At 63.8% G+C, this 16,124-nt stretch carries 16 protein-coding genes; 9 read left to right on the top strand and 7 right to left on the bottom strand.

All coding sequences use genetic code 11. The features are described from left to right. Positions 1–42: 42 nt before the first annotated feature. From FJ964_RS05735 to FJ964_RS05710, 6 genes are all read left to right on the top strand, one after another. Positions 43–1,128, top strand: a complete 1,086-nt coding sequence (locus tag FJ964_RS05735) for a class I SAM-dependent rRNA methyltransferase (protein ID WP_140549499.1) — start codon at positions 43–45, stop codon at positions 1,126–1,128. Then, complete coding sequence (locus tag FJ964_RS05730; protein WP_140549498.1) at positions 1,128–1,988, top strand: RNA methyltransferase; 861 nt, start codon at positions 1,128–1,130, stop codon at positions 1,986–1,988. The genes FJ964_RS05735 and FJ964_RS05730 overlap by 1 nt, the downstream gene beginning before the upstream one ends. Positions 1,989–2,001: 13 nt before the next feature. Further along, entirely contained in the window at positions 2,002–2,490 is a 489-nt protein-coding gene (gene lspA, locus FJ964_RS05725) for a signal peptidase II (RefSeq protein WP_140549497.1), read from the top strand. Between the two features lie 62 nt (positions 2,491–2,552). Continuing rightward, on the top strand, positions 2,553–3,545 hold the full coding sequence (locus FJ964_RS05720) for an MDR family oxidoreductase (protein ID WP_140549496.1): 993 nt from the start codon (positions 2,553–2,555) through the stop codon (positions 3,543–3,545). 85 nt (positions 3,546–3,630) lie between these two features. After that, positions 3,631–5,940, top strand: a complete 2,310-nt coding sequence (locus FJ964_RS05715) for a PAS domain-containing hybrid sensor histidine kinase/response regulator (RefSeq protein ID WP_140549495.1) — start codon at positions 3,631–3,633, stop codon at positions 5,938–5,940. A gap of 182 nt (positions 5,941–6,122) precedes the next feature. Continuing rightward, positions 6,123–7,010: a GNAT family N-acetyltransferase gene (locus FJ964_RS05710; RefSeq protein ID WP_140549494.1), complete on the top strand. Its 888-nt coding sequence runs from the start codon at positions 6,123–6,125 to the stop codon at positions 7,008–7,010. A 90-nt stretch (positions 7,011–7,100) separates the two neighbouring features. Here the strand turns inward: FJ964_RS05710 and FJ964_RS05705 are convergent, their stop codons facing one another. Together FJ964_RS05705 and grpE are read right to left on the bottom strand one after the other, a co-directional pair. Further along, a complete protein-coding gene (locus FJ964_RS05705) occupies positions 7,101–7,733 on the bottom strand; it encodes a trimeric intracellular cation channel family protein (protein ID WP_140549493.1) in 633 nt (210 codons plus the stop codon). Positions 7,734–7,831: 98 nt separating this feature from the next. Then, positions 7,832–8,467: a nucleotide exchange factor GrpE gene (gene grpE / locus FJ964_RS05700; RefSeq protein WP_140549492.1), complete on the bottom strand. Its 636-nt coding sequence runs from the start codon at positions 8,465–8,467 to the stop codon at positions 7,832–7,834. Between the two features lie 311 nt (positions 8,468–8,778). Here grpE and FJ964_RS31775 point away from each other — a divergent pair, with 311 nt between their 5' ends. Beyond that, entirely contained in the window at positions 8,779–8,904 is a 126-nt protein-coding gene (locus FJ964_RS31775) for a hypothetical protein (RefSeq protein WP_318012725.1), read from the top strand. Between the two features lie 132 nt (positions 8,905–9,036). Further along, complete coding sequence (locus FJ964_RS05690) at positions 9,037–10,059, top strand: fatty acid desaturase (protein WP_140549490.1); 1,023 nt, start codon at positions 9,037–9,039, stop codon at positions 10,057–10,059. A 112-nt stretch (positions 10,060–10,171) separates the two neighbouring features. Here FJ964_RS05690 and FJ964_RS05685 read toward each other — a convergent pair whose 3' ends face one another. From FJ964_RS05685 to cysG, 5 genes are all read right to left on the bottom strand, one after another. Continuing rightward, positions 10,172–10,705, bottom strand: coding sequence for a DUF934 domain-containing protein (locus tag FJ964_RS05685; RefSeq protein ID WP_140549489.1), 534 nt, complete (start codon positions 10,703–10,705; stop codon positions 10,172–10,174). Between the two features lie 161 nt (positions 10,706–10,866). Further along, positions 10,867–11,631 carry a phosphoadenylyl-sulfate reductase gene (locus FJ964_RS05680; protein ID WP_140549488.1) on the bottom strand — a complete coding sequence of 255 codons (765 nt, stop codon included), beginning with the start codon at positions 11,629–11,631 and terminating at the stop codon, positions 10,867–10,869. Then, positions 11,606–13,276 (bottom strand): nitrite/sulfite reductase, encoded by a 1,671-nt coding sequence (locus FJ964_RS05675; protein WP_140549487.1) that lies wholly within the window; start codon positions 13,274–13,276, stop codon positions 11,606–11,608. Before FJ964_RS05675 ends, FJ964_RS05680 begins: the two co-directional genes overlap by 26 nt. Before the next feature lie 48 nt (positions 13,277–13,324). Further along, on the bottom strand, positions 13,325–13,618 hold the full coding sequence (locus tag FJ964_RS05670) for a DUF2849 domain-containing protein (protein ID WP_140549486.1): 294 nt from the start codon (positions 13,616–13,618) through the stop codon (positions 13,325–13,327). After that, on the bottom strand, positions 13,615–15,060 hold the full coding sequence (gene cysG, locus FJ964_RS05665; protein ID WP_140549485.1) for a siroheme synthase CysG: 1,446 nt from the start codon (positions 15,058–15,060) through the stop codon (positions 13,615–13,617). Before cysG ends, FJ964_RS05670 begins: the two co-directional genes overlap by 4 nt. 431 nt (positions 15,061–15,491) lie before the next feature. On the opposite strand from cysG, the gene FJ964_RS05660 reads away from it, so the two are divergent. After that, complete coding sequence (locus tag FJ964_RS05660; protein WP_140549484.1) at positions 15,492–15,941, top strand: host attachment family protein; 450 nt, start codon at positions 15,492–15,494, stop codon at positions 15,939–15,941. Positions 15,942–16,124 lie beyond the last annotated feature (183 nt).

Raw genomic sequence — 16,124 nt, 5'->3', positions numbered from 1 at the left:
TGCCCTATGTCAAAAGCGGCCACGCCTCGGAGATGCTCCTGCTTGAAATCTTTTCGCGACAAACGCCGCGACAGCCGTCCGCCCGCGAAAAGCGGTGCACAACAGGCGCGTCCGCATGAAGGTCGTGGAACGGCCAGGCCGGATACCAGGCCGCATGAGCGGCCCGGCGCCGGCACCGACGAGCGCCCCGAACCGAAGTCGGCGCCCCGCATCCTGGCCCGCCGCGACGGCGCTCTTCCGGCCGAACAGCTTCCGCTGATCCTCGAAGTGGCACCCAATGCCGATTATGCGCTCCTCGACAGCGGCGCCGGCCAAAAGCTCGAACAATACGGTCCTTATCGGATCGTCCGCCCAGAGGGCCAGGCGATCTGGCAGAAGGCGCTGCCGGCAAGGGAATGGGACCGCGCCGACGCTGTCTTCACCGGCGATACCGACGAGGAAGGCATTGGTCGCTGGCGCTTCCCCGGGACGCCGCTCGGCGAGACCTGGCCGATGAAGCACGACGGCATCGATTATCTCGGCCGCTTCACCTCGTTTCGCCACGTGGGCGTGTTTCCCGAGCAGGCCTCGCACTGGGATCACATGGCCGGACTGATTGCGGCGGCCAGGCGGCCGGTCAAAGTGCTCAACCTGTTCGGTTATACCGGCCTTGCCTCGCTGGTGGCGGCGCGCGCCGGCGCCGAGGTCACGCATGTCGATGCCTCGAAAAAAGCGATTGGCTGGGCCCGCGAAAACCAGGAGATGGCCGGGCTTGGCAACAAGCCGATCCGCTGGATCGTCGAAGACGCGGTGAAATTCGCCGAGCGCGAGGAGCGCCGCGGCAGCCGCTATGACATCGTTCTGTTCGATCCGCCCGCCTATGGCCGCGGCCCCAAGGGCGAGGTCTGGCAGTTGTTCGAGGACCTGCCGGCATTGACCGATCTCTGCCGATCGATCCTGACCCCGAAACCGCTTGCCGTGGTGCTGACTGCTTATTCGATCCGCGCCTCCTTCTTCGCCATCCATGCCCTCATGCGCGACACCTTTGCCGGCATGGGCGGCAGGGTTGAATCGGGCGAATTGATCATCCGCGAAAAATCGGCGGGCCGCGCGCTGTCGACCTCGCTGTTCTCGCGCTGGGTGGCCTGATGAGTGGATATGACGGCGCCCGTCCGGTCGGGCAGGTGAAAGAGGTCACCAGCCTCGCCAATCCGCTGGTCAAGGACATCAAGGCGCTGGCCTTGAAAAAATTCCGCGACCAGCAGAACGCCTTCATGGCCGAGGGACTGAAGCTGGTCATCGATGCGCTCGACCTCGGCTGGCAGATCAGGACCCTGGTCTTCGCCAAGGCCGGACGCGGCAACGCGGCGGTTGAGAAGGTCGCTGCGCGCACGGTTGCATCAGGCGGCACAGTGCTCGAAGTCTCGGAAAAAGTGCTTGTCGCCATAACCCGCCGCGACAATCCGCAAATGGTGATCGGCGTTTTCTCGCAGAAACTCCTGGCGCTGAAGGATATCCGCGCCGACAATGGCGATGTCTGGGTGGCGCTCGACCGGGTGCGCGATCCCGGCAACCTCGGCACCGTCATCCGCACGGTGGACGCCGTCGGCGCCAAGGGCGTGATCCTGGTCGGAGACACCACCGATCCCTTTTCGGTGGAGACGGTGCGCGCCACCATGGGCTCGATCTTCGCCGTTCCGGTGGCCAAGGCGACGACCGAGGCATTCCTCGCCTGGCGCGGCGGGTTTTCGGGTCTCGTCGCCGGCACGCACCTCAAAGGCGCGGTCGACTACCGCTCGGTCGATTTTTCCCGGGGGCCGGTGCTGCTGATGATGGGCAATGAACAGCAAGGCCTGCCCGAAAGCCTGGCGGCGAGTTGCGACAGGCTGCTCAGGATTCCGCAGGCAGGCCGTGCCGATTCGCTCAATCTTGCCGTCGCCACCGGCGTCATGCTGTTCGAGATCCGCCGCGGCGCGCTGAAACTGGACCCGATGGTGGATCCACAATGAGGGTTGCCCGATCGTGAAATCATGGTCTCCCTATGCGCTGCTGGTCGTTGCGGCCATCGCGCTCGACCAGTGGATAAAACACTTGGTCGAGACCGGCCTTCCCTTTCAGGAAAAGCTCGATCTCCTGCCCTTCCTGGCGCTGTTTCGCACCTACAACACTGGCATCGCCTTCTCGATGTTCTCATCCTTCGGCGATACCGGCCTGGTGGTCATCGCCGTGCTCGTCGTCGCCTTCGTGCTCTATCTGGCCACGCACACGCCCGCGGGCCATGTGGTTGCCCGCACCGGCTTTGCCCTGATCATCGGTGGCGCGCTCGGCAATCTGATCGACCGCGCCGTCTACGGCCACGTCATCGACTACATCCTGTTCCACACTCCGGTCTGGTCCTTCGCCGTGTTCAATCTCGCCGACGCCTTCATTTCGGTCGGCGCCGCGCTGGTCGTCCTTGACGAAGTTTTCGGCTGGCGGCGCCAGCCCAAGCCCCAGGGTCCCGACGCCTGAACGATTGACCCGGCACGGCCGCCGCAGCAGAGTCCAAACGTCGATAGATCGAGGAGAGAAAAATGCCCGAAACCTTCAAAGCCATCCTCGTTTCGCGCGACGCCGAAAAGAAGCAGTCGGTGGCGGTGACCGACCTCACCGAAGCCGATCTCATGGAGGGTGACGTCACCGTCGCCGTCGAGGCGACGACGGTGAACTACAAGGATGGGCTCGCAATATCGGGCAAGGCGCCGGTCATTCGCCGCTGGCCCTTAGTGCCAGGCATCGATTTCGCGGGAACGGTCTTATCCTCTTCCCATCCCGACTGGCGCAAGGGAGACAAGGTCATCCTGAACGGCTGGGGCGTCGGCGAGACGCATTTTGGCGCCTATGCCGGGCGCGCCCGCGTCAATGGCGACTGGCTGGTGCCGCTTCCCGACGGCATCAGCCCGCATGATGCGATGGCGGTCGGCACCGCCGGCTATGCCGCCATGCTGTGCGTCATGGCACTGGAGCGGCACGGCATCGTGCCCGATCGCGGGCCCGTGGTGGTAACGGGCGCGGCCGGCGGCGTCGGTTCGGTCGCAGTCTCCATCCTGTCCAGCCTGGGCTATCACGTCATTGCCTCGACCGGGCGCAATGCCGAAAGCCCGTATCTCATCGATCTCGGCGCCGCGGAGGTGATATCGCGCGACGAACTCAGCCAGCCGACCAAGCCGCTCGCCAAGGAGCGTTGGGCGGGCGGCATCGATTCCGTCGGCAGCCACACACTGGCCAATGTGCTCTCTATGACCTCCTATGGCGGTGCCGTCGCGGCCTGCGGCCTGGCGGGCGGCATGGACCTGCCGTCGAGCGTGGCACCTTTCATCCTGCGCGGCGTTTCGCTGCTCGGCATCGATTCGGTGATGGCGCCGAAACCGGTGCGGCTTGAGGCTTGGCGCCGCATCGGCGCCGACCTGGATCTGCGCAAGCTCGCCAGGCTGTCCAAGACCATCGGCTTCGACGACATCATCGGCGCCGCGCGAGACATCGTCGACGGCAAGATCCGCGGCCGCGTCGTCGTCGACATGCAGTGAGTTCGCCGGGGTAAAACAACCTATCCGCTAAAATTCGAACGATCCCCCGCAGGCTTCCATAATTTCTGTCCGGTAGGATTTTCGCATGGTCGCGGAATCCGGCATCCAGGAAGCGGAGACTGGCGAAGACGTCGATGCGGTATCCCCGCCGGCGTCGGCGCGGCGGTTCGTCGCCGCACCGCCGCTGGCGCCTGAGCCGCAACAGGCCCGACATGAGCCGCGATTGGCCAGCCGCGAAGGCTTGCCGCTGCTGACCTTGGTCGCCATCATCGTGCTGGCGGGGCTGACCCACCTGACCGGCGCGCCGATCTTCATCAGCCTCGCTTTGCTGGGGACCGGCCTTGCCGGCTTCGGCCTGCACCTGCGCGCCAGAAGGAGCGAATACCGCACCGCCGCGCTGCTTGATGAAACCACGGCCCGCAGCCGTGCCGAGATCGAGACGCTGGCCGATCGCATGTGGGAGATGCAGGAGAGCGAAGAGCGCTTTCGCGGCCTGATCGACGCGCTTGGCGATCTCGTCATCCATCGCGACCGCGACGGCCATATCGTCTATGCCAACAAGGTGTTCGCCGATCTGGTCGAGATCGATCAGCGCGACCTCGCCGGCAAGACCCTGGCGGAACTCGGCATCGAAGTCGGTATCGTTCCCGACGCCGCGTTTTCCGACCATGAATGCCTGAGTTCCACCGACGTCGCCATCCGCACGCCCGGCGGTTCGCGCTGGTTCTCGTGGATCGAACTGTCGGTGCGCGACAAGGACAGCGGCGCCGTCTCGCATCGCGCCATCGCCCGCGACATCACCGCCCGCAAACGTGCCGAATCCTCGCTGATCACCGCGCGCGAGCGGGCTGAATACGCGAGCCAGGCCAAATCGCGCTTCCTCGCCACCGTCAGCCATGAAATCCGCACGCCGATGAACGGCATCATGGGCATGGCCAGGCTGTTGGCCGATACCAGCCTGTCGCCGGAGCAGCAGACCTATGTCGGCGCCATCTCGACCTCGGCCAGCGCCCTGTTGGCTCTCATCGAGGACCTGCTCGATTATTCCAAGATCGAGGCGGGGCGCTTCGATCCCGAACCGCAGCCAATGTCCGTGCGCGAGATCGCCGACAACATCGTCGAGCTCCTGGCCGCGCGGGCATTCGCCAAGGATATCGGCCTCGGCTGTCATGTCGAGCCCGACGTGCCGCAATTGATCACCGCCGATCCGGGCCGGGTCAGGCAGGTGCTGCTCAACCTGATCGGCAACGCCATCAAGTTCACCGACAGCGGCGGCGTGCTGGTGAGCATCGCGCGCGCCCGCACCGAAACCACCGACCGCATATGCTTCACCATCGCGGATACCGGGCCAGGCCTGCGTGAAGAGGACATGGAGCGCATTTTCGAGGAGTTCGAGCAGGCCGACGGCACCTCGACGCGCGCGCATGGCGGAGCCGGTCTCGGTCTTGCCATCTCCAGGCGCCTGGTGACCGCCATGGGCGGCACGATTTCCGTCTCCAGCCGGCTGGGCCAGGGTTCGGAATTCGTCTTCGATATCCCGGCCATATCCGCGAGCGAGCCACCGCCGGGCCGGACGGACGCACTTCAGGGCAGGCGCGCGGTGATCCTGTCGAGAAACATCGTCGAAGCCGACGCCATCGCCCGCAGCATCCGCGCCAATGGCGGCGCGGTCGATATCGCCACCACCGTGGCGCAGGCGGCATCGTTCTCCGGCGGTTGCGACGTGCTGCTGGTCGACGCGGCCATGGAAGAGGGCGACGGAAGACTGCTCAAGCGGCTGCGCCAAAGCGGTTTTTCCGATTGCGAAGCCATCACGCTGATCGCCCCGACCGATCGCGGCATGCTCGGCGAGTTCCGCGCCAGCGGCTACGCGACCTTCCTCGCCAGACCGGTGCGAGGCGGAACACTTTTGCGTGTGCTTCTGAGCAGTCATGCGCCGGCGCTTGCCCCGACACGGCCGGAAAAGCCCCACCCGCCGGCGCTTCGCGCCGCCGGTGACCGCCAGCATGGCCTGTCGGTGCTGATCGCCGAGGACAATGACATCAACGCCATGCTCGCTCGCGCCACGCTGCTGAAGGCCGGTCATCGCGTCAAGGTTGTCGGCAACGGCAAGGCGGCGGTCGACGCCGTTACCGGTGCCGGACACAAGCACCGCTTCGACGTGGTGCTGATGGACCTGCACATGCCGGTGATGGATGGGATGGACGCCATCGCCGCCATCCGCCGCCATGAGGAGGAGACGGCCGTGCCGCCCGTACCCATCATGGTGCTGTCGGCCGATAGCCAGGAAAAGACCCGCCATGCCGTGCTCGCCCACGGCGCCAGCGGCTTCGTCACCAAGCCGCTCGACCCCGATGCGCTGGTCGACGCCATCGAGGGGCAGGTCGCCGCCTGAGCCTTTTTTCCATCGATCTCCTGCCGAGCGCCACCACCTTGCCCTGCACAAGGTAGCCGGTTGACCGTATTCGCCAGCCGACGAAGTATTGCCCGCGACGCCGTATCACGGTACTGTCACAATCCTGTTGCACCTACACCGTATCCCCGTGCCAAGAGGGATGGCTCGAAGGAGAATCACTCGTGCATACAGTTATGCCGGAATGTGACACTCGGCCGAACGCCGGCGGCGCCTTGCTTGCCGGGCGCAACGTCGATTCCGTCACAAAGGGCGCAGCGCTCGGCCGTATCGGCAACCTCGAAGTGCGGCTGGCCCGCAACGAGGCCGAGATCGCGGCCGCGCAGGAAGTGCGCTACCGGGTATTCTATGACGAGCTTGGCGCCAGGAAGAACCTGTTTCAGGTGCAGGATCGCCGTGATGCCGACCGCTTTGATCCGCACTGCGATCATCTGCTCGTCTTCGATACCTCGCTTTCCGGCCCCGAACATCGCCGCATCGTCGGCACCTACCGGCTGCTGCGGCAAGAGATCGCTGCCGCCGCCGGCGGCTTCTATTCCGAAGGCGAATTCGAGCTGACCAAGCTCATCGCCCGTCACCCGGGGCAGCGCTTTCTCGAGCTCGGCCGCTCCTGCGTCCTGCCGGAATACCGTTCGAAGCGCACCATCGAGGCGTTGTGGCAAGGCATCTGGGCGTATATCAACCACTATGGCATCGGCGTGATGACCGGCTGTGCGTCCTTCCACGGCACCGTGCCGGCGGCCCATGCCGAGGCACTCACCTATCTGGCGCATCACTGCCGCACGAATTCGGCCTGGGACGTGCGTGCCGTCGCCGGGCGCTATTGTTCCATGGATCTGATGCCGATCGAGGCGGTCAATGCCAAGGCGGCGATCGCGGCTATGCCGCCCTTGGTCAAGGGCTATCTCAGGGTCGGCGCCCGCATCGGCGACGGCTGCGTCATCGATCGTGAATTCTCGACGGTCGATGTGTTCGTGGTGATGCCGGTCAAGGAGATCGGCGCCCGCTACGTCAATTATTACGGCGGGGAAGCGCAACGCTTCGCGGCGTGAGCAATAGTGAGTAGTGAGTAGTGAGTAGTGAGTAGTGAAGACACCATAATTCACACCTACTGACTATTTCCCTACTGACTACTCCCTACTTCACGAAATATCCTCTGGCCGTCTGCCGGGCCGGCTCTTGTAGGACGCAAACGACCAGCCGAATTTGAGCGCGCCGCCGCGCACGGCGAATGCCGCGGCGAAACCGGCCAAGCCTGGGACGATCTGCGGCAGTCCGGCGACATCGCCCAATGTGAAGATTGACGCGCCAACCAGAGCGGCCGTGACGTAGATTTCCGGCCTCAGCAGCACCGAAGGCTCCCCTGCCAGCACGTCGCGCAGGATGCCGCCGAATGTAGCGGTCAGCACGCCGGTGACGACGGAAACGACCGGCGAACCGGTAATGGCCAATCCCTTAGCCGCACCCATCACCGAAAAAGCGGCCAACCCGACGGCGTCGAGCCAGAGCAGCCACTTCCAGCGGGATTCGACACGGTGTGCGCTGAAAAAGACCAGCACCGCAACCGCCGCGCAGATCAGCACATAGCTGGAATTGGCGATCCAGAAAACCGGCAGGTTAAGGATGACGTCGCGAAGAGTGCCGCCGCCGATGCCGGTGACGCACGCCAGGAAAAGGAAGCCGATAATGTCGAGCTGCTTGCGCGACGCGGCAAGCGCACCTGTCGCCGCGAAGACCGCAACGCCGGCATAGTCGAGAAGCGCGATGGGATGCATGGGCTGGAGTGAGTAGTGAGTAGTGAGTAGTGGCAATAGCACGAAGCCGCAGATTAGTATCTGGTCCCTACTCGCTACTCCCTATTCGCTACTCACTATCAAGCATCCTTCTCCGCCTGCTCGTTGACGGGCCCCGGCTCGACCGGCGCTTCGCCGGCGGCGAGTTTTGGGCCGCCCTTGGCGACGCCGACCATGGCCGGGCGCAGCACCCGCTCCCCGATCGAATAGCCCGGCTGCACGACCTGCACCACCGTGTTGGCCGGCACATCGGGATTGGGCACTTCGAACATGGCCTGGTGGAAATTGGGATCGAACTTCTCGCCTTCCGGCGCGAGCTTCTTGACGCCATGCCGCTCCAGTGCGGACAGCATGGCACGCTCGGTGAGATCGACGCCGTCGATCAGCGCCTTGAAACCCGCATCGCCGGACGCCTTGGCCTCGGCGGGAATCGCGTCCAGCGCGCGGCGCAGATTGTCCGAAACCGACAGCATGTCGCGGGCGAAGTTCGCAACCGCATAGGTACGCGCGTCATGCACGTCGCGCGCGGTGCGGCGACGCAAATTCTCCATCTCGGCCGCGACGCGAAGCGCCCGATCCTTCAGCTCTTCATTCTCCTTCAGCAGCCGCACAACCGCTTCATAATCGCCATCGACGCCACCTTCCGTGCGCTCGGCATTGGCCTCGGTCGCCTCGATTTCGTCGGGCGCGCGTTCGTCTTTTGCCTGGTCGCTCATGCCGTTTCCCGTCATCTCGAATAGTGTGGATTTTGAGCCCGATATCGAGGTTTGGTGGGCAAAAATCAAGGGGTAAGCGATGGCAAAGGCCAGCCGCTCGAAGCGGATGGCTGCCAAGGCGTTGCTTCGATTTTAATTCAAACTTTACCATAGCTATCGCCTTTGCTTGCCCCGACGTCGTGAACGGGAACCATTTGCTGGCTGGAGGATTTTCGAACCGACACAGGATTTTTGAAATGACACTCCGCGACAAAGGCGAAAAGAGAGATCGGATCGCCGCCGAAATCCGGCGCCAGCTGGGGACCGCGGCGATGAGACGCTTTCTGCATGCGCTGCCGGCCTTTCGCGCCGAGAAAGACATTCCCGACCGCTTCCGCGACCTGCTCGATCGTCTCGACGGCATGGAAAGCGGGATGGCTGGCGGCGGGCGTCAGTAGGCGCGCTGGCGAAAATTCGGATGGAACCGGCCCAATGGCTGGACGGGCCCTCGCCCATCGCGACAATTACACGCGGTAATTTTGCGTGAGTGCAGCCTTGCGGGAGCGGGCCGGCTCCGTCTATGGTCCCTGATGAACATGATTTCCCCTGAGACTGCCGCCAATAGCAAGCGCGCCTGGTTGAAGATATTGTCGCGCTACAAGAAGCCGGACAGGCGGCGCAGTGCCGTCGAACTGGCGATCACCCTCATCCCTTTCGCAGCGCTCTGGGCGCTGTCCTCGATCGCCTTTGCCTATGGCCATTGGTGGGGGCTGGTGCTGATCTTGCCGGCGGCGGGCTTCCTGGTGCGGATTTTCATGATCCAGCACGATTGCGGGCACGGATCCTTCTTCGCCAACCGCACCGCCGACGACTGGATAGGCCGCGTTCTAGGCGTGCTTACGCTGACGCCTTATGATTGCTGGCGGAGTGCTCATGCCACCCATCATGCCAGCGCGGGTAATCTCGACGAGCGCGGCGTTGGCGATATCAAGACGTTGACGGTCGCGGAGTACCGGCGGATGTCCTGGAGAGGTCGCCTCGCCTATCGTCTCTATCGTCATCCTCTGGTCATGTTCGGACTGGGGCCGATATGGCTCTTCATCTTCGAGCAAAGGCTGCCGATCGGGATGATGCGCGGTGGCCTGAAGCCCTGGGTGTCCTCGATGGCCACCAACCTCGCCATCGTGCTGGCGGCGTCGATCCTGATATGGTTCGTCGGCATTGGCGCTTTCCTGGTGGTCCACCTGCCGATCGTCATCCTCGCCGGATCGGCCGGCATCTGGCTGTTCTATGTCCAGCACCAGTTCGAGGAGACCGAATGGGCGAAGGACGATGAATGGGAGTTCCAGCGCGCCGCCTTGCACGGATCCTCTTACTATGACCTGCCGCCGGTGCTGAACTGGTTCACCGGCAACATCGGTGTCCACCATGTCCATCACCTCTCCGCGAAGGTGCCAGGCTACCGCCTGCAGGAAGTGCTGCGCGATTATCCGGAATTGCGCGGCATAGGCCGCATCACCCTTCTTGAGAGCCTGCGCTGCGTCAAGCTGGCGCTGTGGGATGAAAACAGCGGGAAACTGGTATCGTTTCGTCAGGCACGGATGGCGGCGTAGCCATTTTCTGTCTGGCTCTGCTGGTCCCCGATCCGCCGACCGGCGCCTTCCCGCCGTCGTGACGGGAGAGGACAGGCGGCGTAAACCTCTGTCGCTGGGAAGTATCGTGATGTCAGCCGGCACGCAGCCGACGCCAGGAGTATTTCGGTCCCTTGGGCTTCGGCACGGCGGCAGGCTGGTAGTAGAGTCCCAATCCGCCGGTGCGGCCTTCTTCCAGGCGCTTCAAGAGCACGGGATTGGAAATCTCGAATTCATCGAAACCGAGCCGCAGCATATGCGGCAGCTGGTCGACCAGCACCTGGCCGGTGGCGCGCACGGCACCTTCGAAATGATGTCGGCTGCGCAGCAATTCGCCCTTTGAGAAGGAGCGGCCATCGCTGAACGACGGAAAGGCCAGAGCCACCAGCGACAGTTGATCGAGCAGGCCGGCGATCCTTTCGAGCTGATCGCCGGGTTGCAGCACGACACCGATCCTTTCCTTGGCCGACCGGCGCACCTCCGGATCGAGATCGAGAAACGCCTGCAGCGGCAGGATGAAGCGGCCATTGCCGGACAGTGCTTCCGCGCCTTCGGCATGAGCCCACTCATCCTCCCGAAAACCCTTCGGGGTCCAGAGGCGGGTCTCCGGTATCGTCGGTTCAGTCATCGAAATTTCCTAAAAATTCAAGGGCTCAAGGGTGTGTGGAGATTCAAGCAGGCCCGAGTCGAAAACGTTAGCTTCCGAGAGCCGGAGCGGAGCGCACTTGTAGTACGTGAGCCCCCGAAGCCGCCGTTTGCAGGCTGGCCTCACCTGAATATCAGCATACCCTATAGCGATGCGTCGGTCAGCGACTTCTCCAGTCCCGACAGGTGAATGCCACACTCGGTCTTGGCATGACCGGCCCAGCGACCGCTGCGCGCGTCCTCGCCCGGCTGCACCGGTTGCGTGCACGGGAAGCAGCCGATCGACAGATAGCCATAGGCGACCAGCGGATTTTCGCGCAGCGCATGCGCACGCATGTAGTCCGCCTGGTCCGACGTCGTCCAGTGCGCCAGCGGATTGATGCGGATACGTGGGCCGACCGCCTCGAACACCGGAAGTGCTGCGCGCGTCGAAGCCTGAAAGCGTTTGCGGCCGGTGAACCAGGCGCGGAAAGGCGCCACGCCCCGCGCCAGCGGCTCGACCTTGCGCACGTTGCAGCAGGCATCGGTATCGCTCTGGTGCAGATTGCCGGTCGGATCGATCCGCTCGAGTGCTGCTTCCTCGGGCTTGATCACCTGGATGTTGGTCAACCCGAAATCGGCGACCAGGGCGTCGCGATAGCCGAGCGTCTCCTCGAAATGCTTGCCCGTATCGAGAAAGATGACCGGCAGCGTCCGGTCGATCTCGGCGATCATGTGCAGCAGCACCGCCGAGTCCGCCCCGAAAGACGACACCGCGGCAATCTCGTCGCGGAACAGTTCGTTGGCCACGCGTTCGATGATCTCGAGCGGCTTCAGATGACCATAGAGCGCATCAAGCCCCGCCGCTTTGGCGGCGATGCCGTCATCGACGTCGACGATAGGGTCAAGCGGCCTTGGCTTCGCCAGCATAGAGCGCCTCCTTGAACGGCGCGGGACCGACACGGCGGTAGGCGTCGATGAATTTCTCTTGTGGATTGAGCCGAAGGCCGAGATAGGTCTCGACGATCTGCTCGATGGCGTCGGTGATCTCTTCCGACGAGAAGCCGCGGCCGATGATCTCGCCCACCGAGGTGTTCTCGTCGGCCGAACCGCCAAGCGTCACCTGGTACAGCTCGGTGCCTTTCTTTTCGACTCCGAGAATGCCGATGTGTCCGACATGGTGATGGCCGCAGGCATTGATGCAGCCGGAGATCTTCAGCTTCAACTCGCCGATCTCGCGCTGCCGCTCCAGCGACGCAAAGCGACGCGAGATCTCCTGCGCGATCGGGATCGAACGCGCCGTGGCCAGCGCGCAATAGTCGAGTCCCGGGCACGAGATGATGTCCGATATCAGGTTGGAATTGGCGGTCGCCAGGCCGATATCGACAAGTGCGTGATAGACCGCCTTCAGGTCGGCGCGCGCCACATGCGGCAGGATCAGGTTCTGCTCGTGGCTGACGCGCAACTCGTCGTATCCATACTTCTCGGCGATATCGGCAATCGCTTCCATCTGGCTGTCGGTCGCATCGCCCGGCACTTCGCCGATACCCTTCAGCGAGATGGTCACCGCCGCATAGTCGGGGTGGCGATGCGTCACCACGTTCTGGTCGAGCCAATCCGAGAAGCCCTTGGAATCGAGGCGTGCCAGCTTTACAGCCTCGTCGCCGTCCGGCCGCGCGGTCAGCGCTGGCGGCGCGAAATAGGCGTCGATGGCCCGGATGTCTGCTTCCGGCAGCTTCAACTCGGCGTCCTTCAATTGCTGCCATTCCGCTTCGACCTGGCGCGTGATCTCCTCGACGCCGGTCTCGTGGACCAGGATCTTGATGCGCGCCTTGAACTTGTTGTCGCGGCGGCCATGCAGGTTGTAAACGCGCAGGATCGCCGTGCAGTAGGACAGAAGGTCGGCTTCCGGCAGGAAATCGCGGATTTTCCTGGCGACCATCGGCGTGCGGCCCTGGCCGCCGCCGACATAGACGGCGAAGCCGAGCTCGCCGGCCGCGTTCTTCTTCAGGTGCAGGCCGATGTCGTGGGTCTGGATGGCGGCGCGGTCGCGCTCCGCGCCGGTTACCGCGATCTTGAACTTGCGCGGCAGGTAGGAAAACTCCGGATGAACCGATGACCACTGGCGCAGGATTTCCGCGTAGGGACGCGGATCGGCGACCTCGTCGGCGGCCGCACCCGCGAAATGGTCGGCGGTGACGTTGCGGATACAATTGCCGCTGGTCTGGATGGCGTGCATCTCGACACTCGCCAGATCGGCCAGGATCGCAGGAATGTCGGACAGTGCCGGCCAGTTGAACTGGATGTTCTGGCGCGTGGTGAAATGGCCGTAGCCCTTGTCGTATTTGCGCGCGATATGGCCGAGCATGCGCAACTGCTTGCTGTTCAGCGTGCCATAGGGCACCGCGATGCGCAGCATATAGGCGTGCAATTGCAGATAGACGCCGTTCATCAGCCTGAGCGGCCGAAACTGGTCCTCGGTGATCTCGCCGGCGAGCCGGCGCTGGACCTGATCGCTGAACTCGGCGACGCGGGCCTGGACAAAATCGTGATCGAACTCGTCGTAGCGGTACATGCTTCGTCTTTCAGGGCGCGTCCGCCCGTGTTCACTTCTGGTCTGGGCTTACGCCGCCCGGGAGGCCTGCTTGCCGAGATCGTTGCGGATGGTGGGGCCTGCGGCGCGGATCTTCTCGCGCAACCGCACCGGCTCGACAACGCCATTGACGATTTCGGCATCGATGAGGTTGACGTCGACGACTTCGTTGTCGGCGTGGGCTTTCGCGCCGATCGCTTCCAGACGATCCTCGGCCGCCTTGTCATGGGCGAGGTCGGCATGGTCCGCCGTCTCGGCCCACCCGCCGTCTGCGTACCAGACGGCGATACCGTCGGCGAGCCGGTTGGCGGTCAGTATCTTCATTGCTGAACTCCCTCGGTGGCAGCTATGGGCGCACCTTCATGCCTGTGTGCCGCGAGCGGTTCGGACCGTTCGAAATTGGCGCCGGCGACCGCATCGCCGATGATGGTCATGACCGGACCTGAGAGGTCGGCGCGCGCTTCGAGCGACGGCAGGTCGGCAAGCGTGCCGTGGAAACGGCGGCGATTGCCGAGGCTGGCATTCTCGACCACGGCTACCGCCGTATCCGGCGAAAGCCCGGCCTCGATCAGCCGGCCGGCAACCTCCGCGGCCACCGAGCGGCCCATGTAGACAGCAACGGTGGCACCCGAAATGGCAAGCTTGGCCCAGTCGGGCAGCGAATTGCCCTTGAGATCGTGACCTGTGGTGAACACCATCGAGGAGGAAACCCCGCGCAGCGTCAGCGGCAGTTCGAAATCGGCGGCGGCGGCGAAAGCAGCGGTGACGCCCGGAACCACCTCATAGGCTACGCCCGCATCACGCAGCGCCGCCATCTCCTCGCCGGCCCGGCCAAACACCAGGGGATCGCCCGACTTCAGCCGCACCACGCGCTTGCCTTCGCGGCCAAGCTCGACCAGCAACGCGTTGATCTCGGCCTGGCTCTTGGTGTGACAGCCCTTGCGTTTGCCGACCGCCAGCCGCTCGGCGTCGCGTCGGCCCATGGCGACGACAGCCTCCGGCACCAGCGCATCGTGGACGATGACATCGGCCTCCATCAGCAGCCGATGCGCGCGCAGCGTCAAAAGGTCCTCGGCACCGGGGCCCGCGCCAACCAGGGCGATATGGCCTGAAGCGGATGCATCCGAACGCAGAAGATCGGCGGCTGCGTCATGCGCCTGCGAAAGCTCGCCAGCTTCGACAGCGCGCGCCGGCGCACCGCCGAAGAACTCGCTCCAGAACCGGCGGCGGGAATTGCCCCTGGGCAGGCTTTCAGCGGCGGCCCGGAAGGACGCGGCGAGAGCCGCCAGCCTGCCCAACGAGGGCGACAGCATGCGGTCGATGCGGGCACGCAGCATCTGCGCCAGCACCGGCCCGGCGCCTTCCGTGCCAATGGCGATCGCGACCGGTGCGCGATTGACCAGCGCCGGGGTGAAAAAATCGCAAAGCTCCGGCCGGTCCACCGCATTGACGGGAATGCCGAGCCGGCGCGCATCTTGGACGACGCGCCGGTCGAGCGCCTCATCGCCGCTGGCAGCGAACACCATCACCGAGCCTTCCAGCCGGCTCGCCTCATAGGCCCCGAAGTGGGTGGCGCCGCTCTGCGCGATGAAGCCGAGCATGTCCGGTGAGGCGCTCTCCGCGACGATGCGCAGCGTAGCGCTAGACTGCCCAAGCAATCGTGCCTTGGCCAACGCTTCGTCGCCGCCGCCGACGATCGTCACGGCTTCGTCTTCGACCCGTACGAAGACGGGGAAGGCATTGAGCTTGGGGGCGGGCTGCGGCATGGATACGAACGGAATCCTGATCTGGTCTTCACTTCTACGCGTGGGCGCGAAAAAGCTGAAGAAACCCACTCGCGCATCGCCTCCCGGGATGCAATCGCTTTTTCTAAAGCGTCGCGGCCAAGAGAAAAATATTCCACCTTGCTGCGGAGACCGACGTCCAGCCGCTGTCGAGGGCCTTGATTTCTCCTCTTTTTTGGGCCGAACGCGCTTCATGACAAAACAGTTTTTTCTAAATTCTACTAACTTAGTAGATTAAAGCCGCCTGGCGTTCGTGCGCGCGCGTCAGCCTCGACGGAGCCCCTGTATGACCTGGCTTTTTGGCTGGAACATTACCGGATCGAGGCGCGTTCCTTCCGCATGCGCAATGCAAAATCATACCTAGCCGCGGCGTGAACCCAGCGTGGCGGCAGCGAAGGAAGGAGCCCGGCGTCATGAGCGCGATCAAGTTGAAGCACGGCATCTGGATCATGGTGGCCGACGGAGAAAAAGCGCTCTTCCTCAGAAATGCAGGTGACACCAAATTTCCGAACCTCGAAGTGGTGCAGGAAGTGAGGCAGGACAACCCGCCAACGCGCGAGCAAGGCAGCGACAGTCCCGGTCGCTACAATGACGGTCCCTCTGTCCACCGCAGCGCGGTTGAGGAGACGGATTGGCATCGGATCGGCAAGGAGCGCTTTGCCGACGAACTCGCCGAACGGCTCTACAAGCTGGCTCATCGAGGCTCTTTTGATGAAATCATCCTCATCGCGCCACCGCTCGTGCTCGGCGCGATGCGCAAGGCCTTGCACAAGGAAGTCAGCGACAAGGTCAGCGCGGAAATTCCCAAGACGCTGACCAACCACGCGGTGTTCGAGATCGAGGCTCTGTTGCGGGCAGCTTGATCGTTGGCTATCGAGCGCCGCCATTGCGGCGCGTGATTTCGGCTGATCTCGAATTCCGGCTTGCTTGCCCACCGGCGAGGTATTTGTCGCGTCACCGGCAATTCCGGTTTTGTGGGGTTGCATGGCCGACACTCAATCCACCATATTGCAAACAAGCGGCGGCTTCGGGCGGCGCATATCCTG

The sequence above is a fragment of the Mesorhizobium sp. B2-3-2 genome (assembly GCF_006442295.1).
Classification (GTDB): domain Bacteria; phylum Pseudomonadota; class Alphaproteobacteria; order Rhizobiales; family Rhizobiaceae; genus Mesorhizobium.
This window is presented reverse-complemented; position numbering and strand designations above follow the sequence as displayed.